At 46.8% G+C, this 16,277-nt stretch carries 17 protein-coding genes and 2 pseudogenes; 15 read left to right on the forward strand and 4 right to left on the reverse strand.

Annotated features, from left to right (window positions below; all coding sequences use genetic code 11):
- The coding region (locus HGKM_RS08925) for a hypothetical protein (RefSeq protein WP_218916879.1) at positions 1-366 on the forward strand (366 nt) is incomplete at its 5' end.
- 12 nt (positions 367-378) lie between these two features.
- Here HGKM_RS08925 and HGKM_RS04760 read toward each other — a convergent pair.
- Positions 379-1,647 carry an ISNCY family transposase gene (locus tag HGKM_RS04760; protein ID WP_019134201.1) on the reverse strand — a complete coding sequence of 423 codons (1,269 nt, stop codon included), beginning with the start codon at positions 1,645-1,647 and terminating at the stop codon, positions 379-381.
- A gap of 194 nt (positions 1,648-1,841) precedes the next feature.
- Here HGKM_RS04760 and HGKM_RS09190 point away from each other — a divergent pair.
- Positions 1,842-2,099: pseudogene (locus tag HGKM_RS09190) on the forward strand (cysteine peptidase); the annotation flags it as partial.
- Between the two features lie 551 nt (positions 2,100-2,650).
- On the opposite strand, the pseudogene HGKM_RS08835 reads toward HGKM_RS09190, so the two are convergent.
- A pseudogene (locus HGKM_RS08835) lies at positions 2,651-3,049 on the reverse strand (hypothetical protein); the annotation flags it as partial.
- 129 nt (positions 3,050-3,178) lie between these two features.
- Here HGKM_RS08835 and HGKM_RS08840 point away from each other — a divergent pair.
- The 13 genes from HGKM_RS08840 to HGKM_RS04830 all read left to right on the forward strand — a co-directional run bounded on the left by HGKM_RS08840 (position 3,179) and on the right by HGKM_RS04830 (position 13,945).
- Complete coding sequence (locus HGKM_RS08840) at positions 3,179-3,430, forward strand: IS3 family transposase (RefSeq protein WP_425357651.1); 252 nt, start codon at positions 3,179-3,181, stop codon at positions 3,428-3,430.
- A 287-nt stretch (positions 3,431-3,717) separates the two neighbouring features.
- Positions 3,718-3,942 carry a helix-turn-helix transcriptional regulator gene (locus tag HGKM_RS04775; RefSeq protein WP_019134203.1) on the forward strand — a complete coding sequence of 75 codons (225 nt, stop codon included), beginning with the start codon at positions 3,718-3,720 and terminating at the stop codon, positions 3,940-3,942.
- A gap of 1 nt (position 3,943) precedes the next feature.
- Positions 3,944-4,366: a hypothetical protein gene (locus tag HGKM_RS04780; protein WP_019134204.1), complete on the forward strand. Its 423-nt coding sequence runs from the start codon at positions 3,944-3,946 to the stop codon at positions 4,364-4,366.
- A gap of 167 nt (positions 4,367-4,533) precedes the next feature.
- Positions 4,534-5,019 (forward strand): ferritin, encoded by a 486-nt coding sequence (locus tag HGKM_RS04785; RefSeq protein WP_019134205.1) that lies wholly within the window; start codon positions 4,534-4,536, stop codon positions 5,017-5,019.
- A 210-nt stretch (positions 5,020-5,229) separates the two neighbouring features.
- On the forward strand, positions 5,230-6,207 hold the full coding sequence (locus HGKM_RS04790) for an SIS domain-containing protein (RefSeq protein WP_019134206.1): 978 nt from the start codon (positions 5,230-5,232) through the stop codon (positions 6,205-6,207).
- Positions 6,208-6,226: 19 nt separating this feature from the next.
- On the forward strand, positions 6,227-7,531 hold the full coding sequence (locus HGKM_RS04795; protein ID WP_019134207.1) for an ABC transporter substrate-binding protein: 1,305 nt from the start codon (positions 6,227-6,229) through the stop codon (positions 7,529-7,531).
- A gap of 89 nt (positions 7,532-7,620) precedes the next feature.
- Positions 7,621-8,508, forward strand: a complete 888-nt coding sequence (locus tag HGKM_RS04800) for a carbohydrate ABC transporter permease (protein WP_019134208.1) — start codon at positions 7,621-7,623, stop codon at positions 8,506-8,508.
- A gap of 4 nt (positions 8,509-8,512) precedes the next feature.
- On the forward strand, positions 8,513-9,343 hold the full coding sequence (locus HGKM_RS04805; protein WP_019134209.1) for a carbohydrate ABC transporter permease: 831 nt from the start codon (positions 8,513-8,515) through the stop codon (positions 9,341-9,343).
- 23 nt (positions 9,344-9,366) lie between these two features.
- Positions 9,367-10,188 (forward strand): PfkB family carbohydrate kinase, encoded by an 822-nt coding sequence (locus tag HGKM_RS04810; protein WP_019134210.1) that lies wholly within the window; start codon positions 9,367-9,369, stop codon positions 10,186-10,188.
- Position 10,189: 1 nt separating this feature from the next.
- Positions 10,190-10,942, forward strand: a complete 753-nt coding sequence (locus HGKM_RS04815) for a GntR family transcriptional regulator (protein WP_019134211.1) — start codon at positions 10,190-10,192, stop codon at positions 10,940-10,942.
- A gap of 10 nt (positions 10,943-10,952) precedes the next feature.
- Positions 10,953-12,059 carry an ABC transporter ATP-binding protein gene (locus tag HGKM_RS04820; protein ID WP_019134212.1) on the forward strand — a complete coding sequence of 369 codons (1,107 nt, stop codon included), beginning with the start codon at positions 10,953-10,955 and terminating at the stop codon, positions 12,057-12,059.
- A 24-nt stretch (positions 12,060-12,083) separates the two neighbouring features.
- Positions 12,084-12,752 (forward strand): HAD family hydrolase, encoded by a 669-nt coding sequence (locus HGKM_RS04825; RefSeq protein ID WP_172634695.1) that lies wholly within the window; start codon positions 12,084-12,086, stop codon positions 12,750-12,752.
- Positions 12,753-12,991: 239 nt separating this feature from the next.
- Positions 12,992-13,945 (forward strand): L-lactate dehydrogenase, encoded by a 954-nt coding sequence (locus HGKM_RS04830; protein ID WP_019134215.1) that lies wholly within the window; start codon positions 12,992-12,994, stop codon positions 13,943-13,945.
- 127 nt (positions 13,946-14,072) lie between these two features.
- Here HGKM_RS04830 and ahpF read toward each other — a convergent pair whose 3' ends face one another.
- Together ahpF and ahpC are read right to left on the reverse strand one after the other, a co-directional pair.
- Positions 14,073-15,590 carry an alkyl hydroperoxide reductase subunit F gene (gene ahpF, locus HGKM_RS04835; protein ID WP_019134216.1) on the reverse strand — a complete coding sequence of 506 codons (1,518 nt, stop codon included), beginning with the start codon at positions 15,588-15,590 and terminating at the stop codon, positions 14,073-14,075.
- A complete protein-coding gene (gene ahpC, locus HGKM_RS04840) occupies positions 15,590-16,159 on the reverse strand; it encodes an alkyl hydroperoxide reductase subunit C (protein ID WP_019134217.1) in 570 nt (189 codons plus the stop codon). The genes ahpF and ahpC overlap by 1 nt, the downstream gene beginning before the upstream one ends.
- Between the last annotated feature and the right edge of the window lie 118 nt (positions 16,160-16,277).

Below are 16,277 nucleotides of genomic sequence, written 5' to 3' on the forward strand. Positions count from 1 at the left end.
GGAAAATATAGTGGTGGTTTCCCAAAAACAGCAAAACCATCACGAATGAGGCAGAAAAAACATAGTGGTGGTTCGCCATATATAGAAAACCACCACTATGGCAGTTGGGGTTTTCTGTACATTAAATTGTTTTCTTTCCTTCATTCTTCCGTCCTTGCGTCCTATATGTCAAGCGTCAGGGAAAATGTCACCCCTAGCCTGACTTTTCTTCCAGGGAAAATGTCACCCCCTCCCCTCTGGGGCTTTGCCCCAGACCCCATCCTCGCCGGAAGCAGGCAGCCCGCATGGGCTGCCATGAACAAGGATCTGGGTGGGCTCCCGTCAAGGGTAAATGCAAACGCTTTGCGTGCCCTTGACGGGATATGAGGTGGGTGTGGGCTAATAAAATCGCCATGGAGAATGGGCTTTCCCTTTGCGCCCGTTTTCTTGGCGAATCCGCCGTAATTCTTCTTCGCTGTGCTTTGGTTTTGGTATACTCTTTTTAGGCTGAATGGGATGCGCCTTTACGCATAATTCAGTCTTCGGAATGAGTACCCGCAGACCAATGTCATCATACACCGCAAGTTCCACTAGTTTGGTTGTGTCGGGTACTCTTTTCATGTCTTCTTCGTTCAGGACATAAAGCTGGTTTTGAAAAGTGAACTCACAACCATGGTGTAGCGTTCGCCAGTAGCGGTGGGAGAGCGCACGTTGAACCTTCGTTTTCGGGAGACGAGGGAGGTATTTCTTGGTTTCTTCTTTTGCCACTACGCTAAATTGGCGGTTGTAGTTTTCAATGTATCGTTCAAGATAGGTATTGGCCTCTTCCATCCGGCAAATCCCTTGTCGCTTAAAGTCCTTGGGTAGGCGGTCCTGAAGCGTACGCCAGAGACGCTCAATCCGCCCCTTGGCCTGGGGAGAGTGGGCAAAGATGGTGTGTATGCCCATCTGCCGTAAACCCCGTACAAAGTCAGTCTCATGGACACGGATGCCAAGAAGAAGTTCTTCATGGCTGGGCATCGCCTCTTTCTTCGTGGACCAAAGAATCGTGCGTTTGTCGGTGTATAGGTGGAGAGGAAGATGGCCCTTTCGGTTCATGAAAAGTAGACATTGGCGGTAGCTCTCGAAGGTTTCTTGGGGAGCCAAATAGAGAGCTAGAATTTTTCCGGTGGCATCATCAATAGCACCGTGCAAATGGAGTATTTCGCTGGTATTCAGCCAATCAAAGGGCGAAGCATCGGCTTGGGCAAGCTCGCCTTCAAAAGATCTCCGCTCTCTGGAGGGATGGCGCCTCGTTTTTCGGTGTTTCCGTGGAGAAAGGAGCTGGTGTTCTCGGGCAATCCGACGAACGCTTGATACGCTAATTTCTATTTGGTAGTCTGCTTTCAAAATCTCCGTCGCATGGGTGAAGTTATAGCCCTGGAGTGGGCCTTGGAGGAGGTGGACGATTTGTGAACGTATGGATTCAGAAATTCGGTTAGCAGGGTGTCGTCCGGTATTTTTGTGGATTACACTTGCTTCCCGTTCAACGAGGTAAGCTTTCTTCTTACGCTGAATCTGACGAACACTGAGTTGCAGCACTTCTGCTGCTTCACGGTTGGAGTAGAGTCCAGAGAGAAGAGCTTCTAGGACATGGGTCTCCTGAAGTTGTCGTTGAGTCAATGTCATCATACCTTTCTTATTTTACAGGAAGGGGGTGACATTTTCCCTGGAAGCTTTACCTATGACATTATCGCTGACCGATAACATAAATACGCAAAAACTATTGACTTTTAACTTAATTATGATATATAGAAATTAAGAATATATTTTGAGAGGGGTGAGTCCAATGAGCGAAGAAGAGATATCGTCTTACACGTTGTCTTCTTTCATGGGGAGACCTTTCTGGACAAATTAGATCGGGTAAACCTGTGATTCTTTTTGGATACCTTCCTTCGTCACCTCAACCTGCCAGTGTAGACAAAATGGAGCCTATGGGAGTACGCGGGAAAGTCTTTCATGCCGTTCTCGGTTATGGACTAAAAAATGACATGTACATCTGTCATTATGGATGGTCAGGGTATGAACATGTTCTCTTGAATGCGGGGATTGTAGGTTCTAACACCCGATTTGATCCATAAAGAGGAAATCACGATGAAACGTATAAGTCTATTCTCTCTTCGTGTAGCTAGCTTGCTCTCTACGCTTCTTGCATGCATGATAGGTGCTTTGACTAACCCCATCTGGGTACCTTTTGGTCTCTCGTCTACTCGAGAAATCATTAGAAAATACAGTATGTTCGACCTTCGTATTAATACAATAGGCATTACACCTTTCAGCGCATTAGCTGCCGTCCTCCTCATCATTGTCCTTTTGCTTCAGGTGATTCATTTTCGGCAAAAGTCTCGAAAAGGTTTTTGGATGGTCACAGCAATTCTGTATGGGCTCAGCATGGTTCTCCTTTTTGTTCCCTGTATCATATGGGGCGCACCTAGATGGAATGGATGGCTGATCGTCCTTTGTGTTCTGCTCGTCTTTGGATTCCTAAGCCACCTCTTGCAAGCTCGTAGTCAGAATTCCCAAGAAGTCGCAAGAACGTAATCTGCTATATAGCTACTTGAACAAAAACTGGAATGTGTACGTCTCTGTAGGAATGTATGCGTTCCAGTTTTCTTTTGCGAGAATAGAACCTCTATTCCTTCTGATAAAACTCGCACTCGTATCCATCGGCATTGAGCAGCAGGCCTTTTGCCCATGTGGGTGCTTGGCTCATCCGTTTGCAGACTTCTTCAACGGAGAGTTTTATGGGTGCTTCTATGACGATTTCGTCGTGGATGTGCATCACGATCTCTTTGTGTTTGAGGTTTTGCATGGCGTGAGCGAGGAGGTCTCTAGCGGTTGCTTGGACGATGTTTTCGACAAACTTCGGCCCGTAGGATTCAATTCTCTCCCACCGCTTATTCACTCCGACACCCTCATAGGTGACCGATGTGCCGCCGAATTGGTTTTCTCCGAGCTTGGGTTTCACGTACGCCAAGCGTCTGCCGGACGGGAGCGTGACAAAGAGCATCCCATGGGTGCATTGAAAACGGTACAAGAACTTATGGAAAAGCATGCGATTACACTAAAGACTGAAGTTCTTGTTCATTCTGACCAAGGCTGCCACTATACCAGCGTCGCGTTCCAGGAGCTCCTGGAACACTACCATTTGCGTCAATCAATGTCACGTAGGGGGAATTGTTGGGATAATGCCCCGCAAGAAAGCTTTTTTGGGCATATGAAAGATGAGTTAGGTGAAAGGATAAAACATTGGAAAACACTGGAACAGGTTCAATGCGACATTGATGACTGGATTGACTACTACAACAATGATCGTGGACAACGTCAACTCCAATATCTTTCACCAAACGAATACTATAACTTTATTACGACAGGGGAATATCCGACAAACATGGCGTTAATTAACGTGTGAGTTTTTATTGATGATTGTCCTTGACATGGGTAGGGGTTTAGGAAAAATATAGTGGTGGTTTCCGGAAAATAGCAAAACCACCACGAATGAGGCGGAAAAAACATAGTGGTGGTTAGCTATATATAGCAAACCACCACTACGGAAGCAGTACTCTTCCTTCATTAAATTGTTTTCTTTCCTTCATTCTTCCTTTTTGCGTTCTATATTGCCTTTTTATCTTCATTTTAGTACTATAAACAGTACATATGTACTATAAATAGTACCAATCAGTGTGTGGAGGAACGTCTATGTCTGAATTGGAGGTTGACAACAGAATTTGCGAGTTGAGGAAGGAACTGGGCTTATCCCAGCATAAATTAGCGAGGGCGGTCGGATTAAAGAGGCGGTCAATCATGGCCTATGAGAATAAAACGATCAGCCCCACGGTGGAAACTGCCTATAAGATTTGCAAGGTTTTAGGCAAGGATTTTCAGGAAGTATTTATTTTTCATGAGGATAAGGAGAAGGAATAAAATGAGCTTGTTTTTTACAAAAAAATCGGAAGTGGTCAAGATGGTGGAGGAGAGCTTTGGCCCAAGCGAGGACTATCTTGTCGTCCTCAAACATAACAATATAGTGAAGTCCGGATTGAAATTGATGATCAGCAATTTATATTCTGCTATGGATAGCAGCAGGACTTTTATCCTATATTTTGACCATCAGGGGATCCATGAAAAGGAAATCTCCCTTTCGGACCATGCGGATTTTATCTTGATCCCCTGGAGTGAGCTGGAGGAGTTTACCATTAAATATAAGGGAAGCAAGGCCATCCTTTTCGCCAACCACCTGGGTAAGACCTATTCCTACAGTGTGGACTTTGACGGGAAGCTTATGGAGGGGAATAGGAAGCGGTTTTTAGAACTGAAAGAGAAAAATTTTTATCGGGAAAAAGTATAGTATAGGATCCATTACTAGGGATTTCTCCTGTACCAGCGGGGATAATATACACCACTAAATCTCTAATAAAGCCTTTGACAATAGGCAAAAAAGAGGCTATACTTCCATTAGTTAGTCACTGCTAACTAATTTACTGTAAGCCGCATGAATACATAAGGAGGTTGTCTATGGATCAAAAGGTAATGGATGCTTTAAATGAACAAATTAACTTTGAACTCTATTCCGCCTATCTCTACCTGGGTTTATCCCTGGCTATGGAGGATATGAACTACAAGGGCTATTCTGTTTGGCTGTCTGACCACCACGACGAAGAGCTGACACATGCGAAGGCCTTCATCGATTTCATGCATAAGCGTGGAGTTAAACCCACCCTTCATAACATTGAAATGGCGGAAGTCACCCAGACCAAGCCCCTGGATGTGGCCAAGGTCGTCCTGGAGCATGAGCAGAAGGTCTCCCAGCGGATCTATAAGATCCACGATGTGGCCAAGCAGGCGGATGACTATGCCACAGAAATCTTCATGCACCAGTTCATTGAAGAGCAGACCGAAGAGGAAGATGTGACCCGCGAAATCGTCGACCAGTTCACCTTGGCGGGTGAAAACATTTCGGCCCAGATGATCATCGACCGTGAGCTGGGTGGAAAGAAATAAAGAGGTCTCGAAGGAACAGCATATATTGCAGGTTAATTACACAATTTCTTTTTCATGGAATCCCCTTTGCCAGCTGGCGGAGGGGATTTTTTTAAAAAATAATAATTTTTGATAATTAATCATAAAACGTTTACATACAAGGAATGTTCTGTTAGAATGTAAACAGATGTCAAGTGATGTCATGTTTCTAATATTTTAAAGGAGGCTGAAATGAGTCATCATCAAAACCAAATCGATGAAGTGGTAAAGGCGGTCAAGGCCGTCGATGTGGAGTCCATCTACCTTGTTGGATGTGGCGGTTCCATGGCCGCCCTTGCTCCAATGGAATACTTCTTTGATACGGAATGTAATATTCCTGTCAAAGTCTATTCTTCGAACGAATTTGTCTATCGCAAACCGACCCGTTTGAACAAGAACAGCTTAGTGATCACCCGTTCTCATTCAGGAACAACTCCGGAAACTATTGAAGCGACAAAAATGGCTACTGAAGCCGGCGCACTAACCGTTGCCATTTCCATGGAAGAGGAGAGCGACCTCTGCAAGGCGGCCAAGTACATCATCCATTATGATTACAGCAAAGAGAAGAAGATTGACCTCTTTGAAGGGGACACCACAGTTGGCCTTCGTTTGATGGCTTCGATTCTTAATGCCATTGAACCAAATGAAAAATATGAAAGACTCCTGGACCAGCTCAAGGGCATTGAAGGCCTGGTCGAGAAGAACAGAGAAGCTTATAAAGAAAAGGCCGAGGAATTCGGGAAGACTTTAAAGAGAGATAAGATCATCTATACTATGGCTTCCGGCCAATACTATCCGGAAATGTATGCCTGGACTTCCTGCCTCATGATGGAAATGCAGTGGGTACACTCCCACCACATCCATTCCGGTGAATACTTCCACGGTCCCTTCGAAATTACCGATTATGACGTTCCTTTCCTGATTGTCCGGTCCAATGGTAAGACCAAGCATTTGGATGACCGGGCTATCTCCTTCGTCAAGAAGTATTCTGACATGGTCTACATCATTGATACCAACGACTTTATTTATGATGGTATTGATGAAGAATTACAGGAATTCGTTGGTGGCATCATTGCTGGAAAGATTGCACGCGATTATGCAGAGAGATTAGCTGACCACCGTGGTCATCCCCTGTCGGTAAGACGTTATATGTGGAGAATGGAATATTAATTCCAGAAAGGATCCCATCATGAAAACTCGTTTTAAATCGATAGCTGCTCTTTTGCTGGCTTTCCTACTCGTATTGACGGCTTGCGGCGGCGGTGGCGACACCGGTAAGACCTCCGACAGCCAAGGTGGAGACCAGGGCGGTAAGGAACAGGTAGAAATTTACTTCTTCCACCGTTGGCCTAATGAACCGAAAAAGACCTATTTTGATACTATGGCTAAGGAATTCATGGAAAAAAATCCTAATGTAAAGATTCGGATTGAAAGCGTCATCAACGACTCCTATAAAGAGAAAATTGGTGTCCTTGTTTCCTCCAACGACATCCCTGACCTCTTTGTTTCCTGGTCGGATTCATTCGCCAATAACTTAGTCAATTCCGGCAAAGTAAGAGAGCTTGATGACCTTTATTCAGAGGATACAGAATGGGCAAGCAAGATAATGGAATCTCAGAAGAAAGGCTTTACCTTTGATGATAAGTGCTATGGCGTACCTTTGACGGTAGACGGCAAATCTTTCTTCTATAATAAAGACATCTTTGCTAAGGAAGGCCTCCAGGTGCCTACAACCTATGATGAGCTTATCCAAGTCCTTAAAAAGCTTAAGGATGCTGGTTATGAGCAGCCCTTGGTTTGTGGTTTAACAGAGCCCTGGGTCATTTCCCACTACATGGGTCCCATCTTTGACCGTATGGTACCAAAGGAAGTCCGCGATAAGGACTATAACATCAAAACCGGAGAATTCACGGATCCCGGCTATGTTGAAGGCCTGAAGATGTTCAAGGAGCTGACCACTTACATGGGCGAAATCTCTAACTCCATCGATCATGAAACATCCAGAAACATGTTCATGAATGGGGAATCCCCCATTGTCTTCCTCCAGCTGGCAGAAATTCGCTATCTTGAAAAGGGAGATAATCCAGTGAATTATGGATATTTCAATTTCCCCGAAGTCAAGGGCGGAAAGGGTGACCAGCATACCTTAGAGGGTGCTCCTGAAGGGTATATGCTGTCAAAGGATGCCCCAAAAGAAGCGATTGAATTTTTGAAGTTCCTGACCTCTCCTGATCAAGCGGCAAAATTCACGAAAGATAGTGGTGAATTAACAGCTATTGAAGGTGGCGTAACGGAAGAAACCGCTTCTGCTGCTAGCCGTGAGGCCTATGAATTGATCAAATCTGCAGAATCCATCACTCCTTGGTTCGACAATGCCGTTGATATCAAGATCGGTGATATCTTCATGCGTGGTGGACAGTCCCTGGCTATCGACCAGACGACTCCTGAAGAGATTATGAAAAATGTCCAGGAGGAAGCCGCTAAGCTGAGATAATGATATTCGCTAAGAATAGGTGAGATTTATGCTGGCAGTTAAGAGGCTAAAGCCTCTTAACTGCTGGTATTATAAGGTAGGAGATTGACATGAAAAGCCTTAAGAAAAATAAAAATCAAATATGGTTTGTCCTCCCACTCTTACTTTTTTTGATTTTTTTTATATTCGGACCTTTAATTCAAAACTTCATTAACAGCTTCTATGAATTTTCTTCTTTTTCTCCAGTGAAGGAATTCGTGGGCCTAAAAAATTACAAAAGTCTTTTACAAGATCGAACCATTTCCGTAGCTTTGGCTAATAACGTTCGATATGCAGTTATCTCGGTCATCTGCCAAGTGGGAATTGGCCTAATCCTCGCTGCTGTTTTGGAACAAAAATTCCTGAGGAAGGTTGCTCCATTTTTCAGGGTTGTTTATTTTATGCCGGTGATGATATCGATTTCAGTCATTGCCCTGCTCTTTAGTTTTATTTACAATCCCCAAATGGGGCTTTTGAATGGATTTTTGGATGCCATAGGTCTTGGATTTTTAAAGAAGACATGGTTGGGTAGCCCTTCAACAGCCATTTATGCAACAATTGCCATGAGCCAGTGGCAGAGTACCGGATATATCATGATGCTCTTTATCGTCGCCATGCAGAAAATTCCTAACGAATTGTATGAGGCGGCAGAAATCGATGGGGCATCCAGTATTTCCAGGTTCTTTCACGTAACCATTCCACAGGTTCGAGAAACTATTTTTGTCAACACACTGATTACGATCTCAGGATCCATGCTTGTTTTCAATGAGCCCTATATTTTGACAAAGGGCGGTGGACCCGGAATTTCCTCCATCACCCTGGCTGTTCATATGTACCAAGAGGGCTTTATTAAAAATAAGATGGGCTATGCTTCCACATTAGCGGTTTTGATCTTTGTGATTACTGCTATTGTGTCGATCATTCAGATTGTTATCTCGAAAACCGGAAAGGATGTTTGATCTTATGGATAAGAAAAAGATAAGTCCCTCAAGAATAATTATTATTCTTCTGCTGGTCCTTTTCGCTGCATCCATTATCTATCCTTTGTTCTGGATGTTTATGTCTTCATTGAAGTCCTATGATGAGATCTATAACGCGACATGGAGTCTTCCGGAAACCTGGTTATGGGAAAACTATGTAAAAGCATGGAATGGTGGCGTAGCTAGCTACTTTGTCAACTCTTTGATTGTGACTTTTGCCACGATTGTCCTTGTGATTTTTGTGGGCTCCATGGGTGCCTTTGCCCTGTCAAAATATAAGTCACGTTTCATTGACCTGGTTTTTTTACTGGTGACAGCGGGAATTATGATTAACCCTCAAGTTTGTCTGGTTCCTCTCTTTAAGATGTTGAACTATTTTCACCTACTTGACACCAAATGGTCATTGATTCTCTCTTATGTTGCCTTCCGCCTCCCCTTGGTTACCCTTCTATTGCGGTCCTACTTCCTGTCCATACCCAAGGAAATCAATGAGTCCGCCGTCGTTGATGGATGCAATGAATTTCAGATCTATGCCCACATCTATTTACCAATGAGCAAGCCCATGCTAACCACAGTAACCTTGCTGACCGCCTACTACGCTTGGAATGAGTTCCTATTTGGGATTATCTTCATTTCCTCAGATTCTCAAAAGACCATTCCTGCCGGACTGATGAACTTCCGGGATGCCCTGCAGACCGATTGGGGAACACTTTTGGCCGGCATGGCCATAGCTACTTTACCCATGATTATTCTTCTCATCGTCTTTCAGAAGCAGTTGGTCAGAGGCATTAGTGAAGGCTCTGTTAAGGGCTAATAGTAAAGGAGGGTCTTCCTATCATGAAATTAATCTGTGTTGGAGATAATGTTTGCGATTGCTATATTTATGAAAAAAAATACTATCCCGGTGGTAACTGCGTCAATGTGGCCGTCAATGCCAAGAGAAACGGGGCAGAAGCTGTTTCCTATCTTGGTATCTTCGGCAATGATGAGATGGCTGCCCATATTAAAGACTGCTTGGAGAAGGAAGGAGTGGACTATTCTAAATCCAGAGTGATGGTAGGCCGGTCGGGGCAGCCCGGGGTCAATATTGATAAACATGGGGACCGGATCTTTGTGCGCCGGTATACGGATACTGTCCAGACCATGGCCAAGCTACGCCTGGTCCAAAGTGACTTGGATGAAATCCAGAAATATGATCTTTTCCACACCAGCTGCTATTCCTTCCTGGAAGAAGAATTGCCCAAGGTGAAGGACTTGGTCAAAGTTTCCTATGATTTTTCCTTGATTGAAAACATTGAGGAGATGTTGGAGGCCGCCCCCTACATTGACTATGCCTTTGTATCCGCTTCTGATACGGATGAAAAATACAGGCAGGAACAGGCCAAACTTCTCTTGGATAGGGGAGTGGAACTGGTCTGTATGACTCGGGGAAGTAAGGCTTGTGAAGTCCACACAAAGGACAAGATCTACACCCAGGAACCTCTGCAAACAGAGGTTGTAGATACGATGGGGGCAGGAGATAGCTTTATCGCCGGCTTCCTGGTGGCCTACATGGATGGCAAGTCGATTGAAGATGCTCTTCTGAATGCCGCAGAAAGTGCACGGAGAACTTGCCAGATTAGCGGTGGTTTCGGCTATCCGAAAGAGCTTAGGGATTAAAATGGCAAAAGTAATGATCAATAATCAAGGCTCATTCTTTCTTTATGAAGAAATTGCCAAGGACCTACGGGATAAAATTTATAATGAACAGTTATTAGATGGCTACCGGCTGCCCTCTGAAATGGAATTGTGCCAACAATTTAAAGCCAGCCGTCCCACCGTCCGAAGAGCCATTGATGAACTGAAAAGAGAGGGATTGGTCGAAGTCCTTCATGGTAAGGGAACTTTTGTCAAGAAAGTGCCCAGGAAGGATATTCGCATCCTGGACTTTAGTGGATTTACGGATGAATTAGCAAAGGAAGATAATCGATTTACCAAGGTGATCCTGTCAAAAACCGTAAGAATATCCACTGATCAGGAAATGAAAATTTTCCAAAGGTCCCAGAAATTTAAGGTACTTGAATTGGTTCGCGGTGTCTATGCGGAGGATAAACCCTTTTCGGTGGATTACGCCTACTTCCCCATGTTCTTATATCAGGGGATTGACCAGAAAATTTTTGATGATACCTCCACCTACAGGCTTATCCGCGAAGAGTACCAGGCGAAATTTGCCAAAGCCCATAAGTCCATCGAATTTCTCAGCCAATGTTCGGACACCTATGTCATGAACTTTCTAACCGGGGGAAATCGGATCCCCCTTATTTCCGTAGAAAAACAAATCGAAAATGACCGGGCAAAGATCATTCACTATTCTCATTTTTATCTCTTGCCCAGTTTACTTAAGTTTTCCATCGATATCGATATCAAGTCATGAGGAGGCAACAATGGCAGATGTCACATTAAAAAATGTAAGTAAGGTCTATGGCGAGGACGTTGTTGCCGTTAAAGACTTTAACCTGGATATTCGAAATGAAGAATTTATCGTCTTTGTTGGTCCCTCCGGTTGCGGGAAATCCACCACCTTGCGGATGATCGCCGGTTTGGAAGATATCACCGAAGGCGAAATCTACATCGGTGACCGGAAGGTCAATGACGTGAGCGCCAAGGACCGGGACATCGCCATGGTCTTCCAGTCCTATGCCCTCTATCCCCATATGACCATTTACGACAACATGGCCTTTTCTCTCAAGTTATCCAAGGTGCCTAAAAAGGAGATTGAGGAAAAAATCAAAAAGGCTTCTGAAATTTTAGGCCTGAACGAATACCTCAACCGCAAACCCAAGAACCTCTCCGGTGGTCAGCGCCAGCGGGTCGCTCTGGGCCGGGCCATCGTCCGGAACCCCAAGGTCTTCTTGATGGATGAGCCCCTGTCCAACCTGGATGCCAAACTCAGGGTCCAGACCCGGACGGAGATCACTAAACTGCACCAGCAACTCAACACCACCTTTATCTATGTCACCCACGACCAGACCGAGGCTATGACCATGGGGCAAAGGGTGGTCGTCATGAACAAGGGGGTTATCCAACAGGTGGACACTCCCCAAAACATCTACCACAACCCCATCAACCAGTTTGTGGCCGGCTTTATCGGCAGCCCTCGGATGAACATGCTCAAGGGAACAGTAAGCCAAGAGGGTGGACAGTACAAACTGGCTTATGGTCAAAAGTCCATGACCTTAGCTTCCTCAGTCGGAGACAAGCTCAGAAACAAAGAGATTGAATCCCAAGAAGTGATATTTGGTTTCCGACCGGAGAACTGCCGCCTGTCCAAGACAGATACAGGACTTTTTGATGTTTCTGTTGACCAGGTGGAGATGCTGGGCTCCGATAACTTCAACTATGTAGTCACTGAGTGTGGAGAAAACATCATTAACCGGTCAGCATCCAACGAGATTTATCAGCCGGGCGATGCTCTCTCCCTCTTGCCGGATCCGGACTCTATCCATATTTTCGACGTGGAAAGCGGAGAAGCTTTGAGTTTTTCGGAATAAATGTTGAGAAGGAAAGGAAAGATTGTGTCCTTAAAAAATATCATCTTCGATATGGACGGGGTCCTGGTGGATTCCGAACCCATGTACTGGTTCCGAATTAAAAATTTCGCCAAATTTCATGGGGTAGAATTGACCAGGGAGGAGTCCCTGCGAATGGTGGGGAGGGCCTTCCGGAAGGACCTGGAATTTCTCTCCAATAAGTTAGGCGGGAAATATTCTGCGGAGGAACTGGAAGCCCGGTACCGGGATCCCGCCAACCACCCCTATTTTGTCCTCCCGACCTATTCTGAAATCATCATGCCCTATGTCCGCTATGTCTTGCCTCGCTTCAAGGAGATGGGGCTCAGGCTGGCTATTGCCAGTTCCTCATCCAGGGATCAGATTGGAAGGGCCATCCGGGAATGCCGGTTGGAAAAGTTCTTTGACCTCTATGTCTCCGGTGACGAATTTCGGAAGTCCAAGCCGGATCCTGAGATCTACCTGACCACCCTGGACCGGATGGGGGCCAAAGCAGAGGAGACCATCGTCATCGAGGACTCCACCTATGGGATTGAGGCGGCGAAAGGAGCCGACCTCCGGGTCATCGCTCGGGAAGATGACCGCTTCGACTTTGATCAAAGTCAGGCAGATTACAGGGTTGGTTCTCTCTATGAAGCCTATTTTTTGATCAAGGAAGGGCTGGATTTATTTTAGAAACAATTATCGATACCACCTACGGGGATTATTCATCCCCGTAGGTGGTTTTTTTAGACGATGTGGTCGATGAGATGGAGGGCGAATGATTCTCTCGATTCCCGTCGATTTTCAACGAGAAGGGGGAAAAAGGGGTATAATGCAAAATATAGAGTTAGCCATTACTAACGAAATAATCTTTATTGATAGAGTAAAGCAAGGAGCCGGACCGGTCCTTGCCAAGACAGAAGGAGAATGATATGAATAAAAAAATAGATAATCGAAAGGTTGCCATTGTCGGCTGCGGCTTTGTGGGTTCTTCCGCAGCCTTTGCCCTAATGCAAAGCGGACTCTTTTCCGAGATTGCCCTGGTGGATGTGGACCGGGAGCGGGCGGAAGGAGAGGCCCTGGATATATCCCATGGTGTCCCCTTTGTGGGTCATGTAGAAGTCTATGCGGCGGACTACGATGAGATCATGGATGCGGCAATTGTGGTTATCACTGCCGGTGCCGCGCAAAAGCCGGGAGAGACCCGATTGGACCTGGTTAATAAAAATATCAAAATTTTCCAATCCATCCTCCCGGAATTTAAAAAGCGGTCCTATCCCGGGATTTTGCTGATCGTGTCTAATCCGGTGGATATCCTGACCCTAGCCGCCTTGGAGCTGAGCGGGCTGCCTGAACATCGGGTCATCGGATCCGGTACGGTCCTGGATACGGCCCGGCTCAAGATGAGACTGAGCGACCATCTGGATGTCGACAGTCGCAGCGTCCATTCCTTTATTATTGGAGAGCATGGGGATAGCGAAATAGCGGCCTGGTCCTCCACCAATATATCCGGTATTCCTTTGAATGACTTTTGTGAGATGCGGGGATTTTTTTCTCACGAAGAGTCCATGAAGCAAATTGAGGACGAGGTGAGAAATAGCGGGTATGAAATTATTGAAAAGAAGCATGCCACCTACTATGGAATCGCCATGTCGGTTGTCCGGATCTGCAAGGCCATTGTCATGAATGAGCGATCCATTCTCTCGGTTTCCACCAAGATGAATGGGGAATACGGGATCAGTGACATCTGCTTGAGCATGCCGGTCATTGTCGGGGAAGAGGGGGTAGGCGACCACATCCCCCTGCCTTTAAGCGTGGAAGAGCACCAGCTCCTCCTGACCTCGGCCAATGCTCTAAAGGAAGTGGCTCGGTCGGCAGGGCTTTAGTATGTATTGAGTTTTCAACTGGGAAAAGGAATTAAAAACCCCCGCCGCTTGCAGGGCAAGCAGCGGGGGTTTTCTATGTCCGGAGGCTTGGAGCCAGCTGGATTATTCAGTTTAAGGGAAGGAAAGCTTACTTGCGCATCAGGTATTGGTAGCTTCCTAAAGCCGCTGTCGCACCGCTTCCCTGGGCAATGACAATCTGTTTGAAGGCGGAGTTAGTGCAGTCACCGGCGGCGAAGACGCCCGGCATGGAGGTGGCCCCCAGCTGGTCGACGATGATCTCGCCGCGCTTGTTTTTCTCCAGGCCTTCGGCCCATTCGGTGACAGGAACAAGCCCCACTTGGATAAAGCAGCCGTCGGTAGCTTCTTCATGGCTCTGTCCGCTTTGACGGTCGACGTAGCGGATTTTCTCCAGCTTGTCGCCGCCTTCCAGGGCCTTGGTTTCTGCATTGGTCACCACCCGGACATTGGGCAGGCTTGCCAGTTTTTCTTGGAGGACCTGGTCCGCCTGGAGCTGGGGTAAAAATTCCAGGACCAGGACTTCTTTGGCCAGGCCGGCCAGGTCAATGGCGGCCTCAATTCCGGAGTTGCCACCACCAATGACGGTGACTTTTTTGCCTTTAAAGAGAGGACCGTCACAATGGGTGCAATAGGCAACGCCCTTGTTGCGGAATTCGATCTCTCCAGGAATGCCGATCAGTCTCCATTTGGCGCCGGTGGCGATGACCAGGCTTTTGGCTTGGAGGTCGCCGGCGTCAGTGACAACCCGGAGGGGGTCTCCCTCTTGGATCGACTGGACCTCCACTTCATCCATGAGGTCTACCTGGTATTTCAGCACATGGTCTTTGACGGAAGCCATAAAGGAGGGGCCTTCGGTGTAGGCCAGGCCCGTGATGTTTTCGATGGCTAGGGTTTCTTCCACCTGGCCACCAAATTTTTTGGCGATGAGGCCGGTCCGGATGCCCTTGCGGGCGCCATAGATGGCCGCGGTGGCCCCAGCTGGTCCACCGCCGATAACCAGGAGGTCGTAGACCGGCTTATCCTGGAGGGAGGGCCTTTGGACTTGCCCGGTCAGCTTGTCCAGGATGGCCTTTAGGCTGATCTTGCCGTTGTGGAAACTTTCTCCATTGAGGAAAGTGGCCGGCACTGCCATGACGCCCAGCTTATCCACATAGTCCTGGAACATGGATCCATCGACCATCCGGTGGCTGATCTTAGGGTTGAGGACGGACAGGATGTTCAGCGCTTGGACAACTTCAGGGCAGTTGTGGCAGGTCAGGCTGACCACAGTTTCAAAGGCCAGCTCCCGATCGATGGATTGGATCCGGCGGACCTGGTCCGGGTCGATCTTGGGCGGACGACCGCTCACTTGGAGGAGGGCTAAAACGAAGGATTCAAATTCGTGGCCGAGGGGGAGACCGGAAAAGACAATCCCCTGCCGGTCTCCGGAAGAGAGGGCAAAGCTGGGCGTGAACGCCAGGCTTTTTTCCTCAATGGAAAGGCGGTCGGAAAGGCCTACGACCTCTTCCACGAATTCACGAATTTTTTCTGAATTCTCTGACTGGTCCAGGCTGAGGGTGAAAACCACGTCCCCTTCAAGGAGTTTTAGGTACTCCTTGACCTGGTCCTTTAACGCCTGGTCCAACATTAGATTTTACCGACGAGGTCCAAACCTGGGGTCAGGGTTTGACCCGATTCCTTCCACTTGGCCGGGCAGACCTGGCTGGGATTTTCCCGGACGAATTGGGCAGCTCTAACCTTGTCGTAGACCTGGCTGGCATCGCGACCAATGCCGTCCGCATTGACTTCGACGGTTTGGATGATCCCGTCCGGATCGATGATGAAGGTGGCTCTCTGGGCCAATCCGGCCTCTTCATCCAGGACGTAGAAATCGCGGGCGATGGTCTTGTGGGGGTCAGCCAACATGGTGAATTCCAGCTTGCTGATGGCTTCGGAATGGTCGTGCCAGGCCTTGTGGACGAAGTGGGTGTCGCAGGACATGGAGTAGACTTCCACACCGAGGGATTGGAGCTTGGCGTATTGGTCCTGCATATCTTCCAACTCGGTGGGGCAGACAAAGGTGAAGTCCGCGGGATAGAACATCAGAACATTCCACTTGCCCTCGAAATCCTTATTGGATACGGTGACGAATTCTTCTTTCTTGGGGTTATATCCATTGGTGGTAAATTCAGGCATTTTCTTTCCAACTTGTGACATAAATGTCCTCCTTTATATTTAATAAAATAGTAATGACTTAATGGAACTATTTCTTATCTACCCATAAATAAATTTTTAAATTAATCAATATTGTTTAATTTATTTTTAATAGAAATCT

Source organism: Kallipyga massiliensis ph2 (genome assembly GCF_000311985.1).
GTDB lineage: Bacteria > Bacillota > Clostridia > Tissierellales > Peptoniphilaceae > Kallipyga > Kallipyga massiliensis.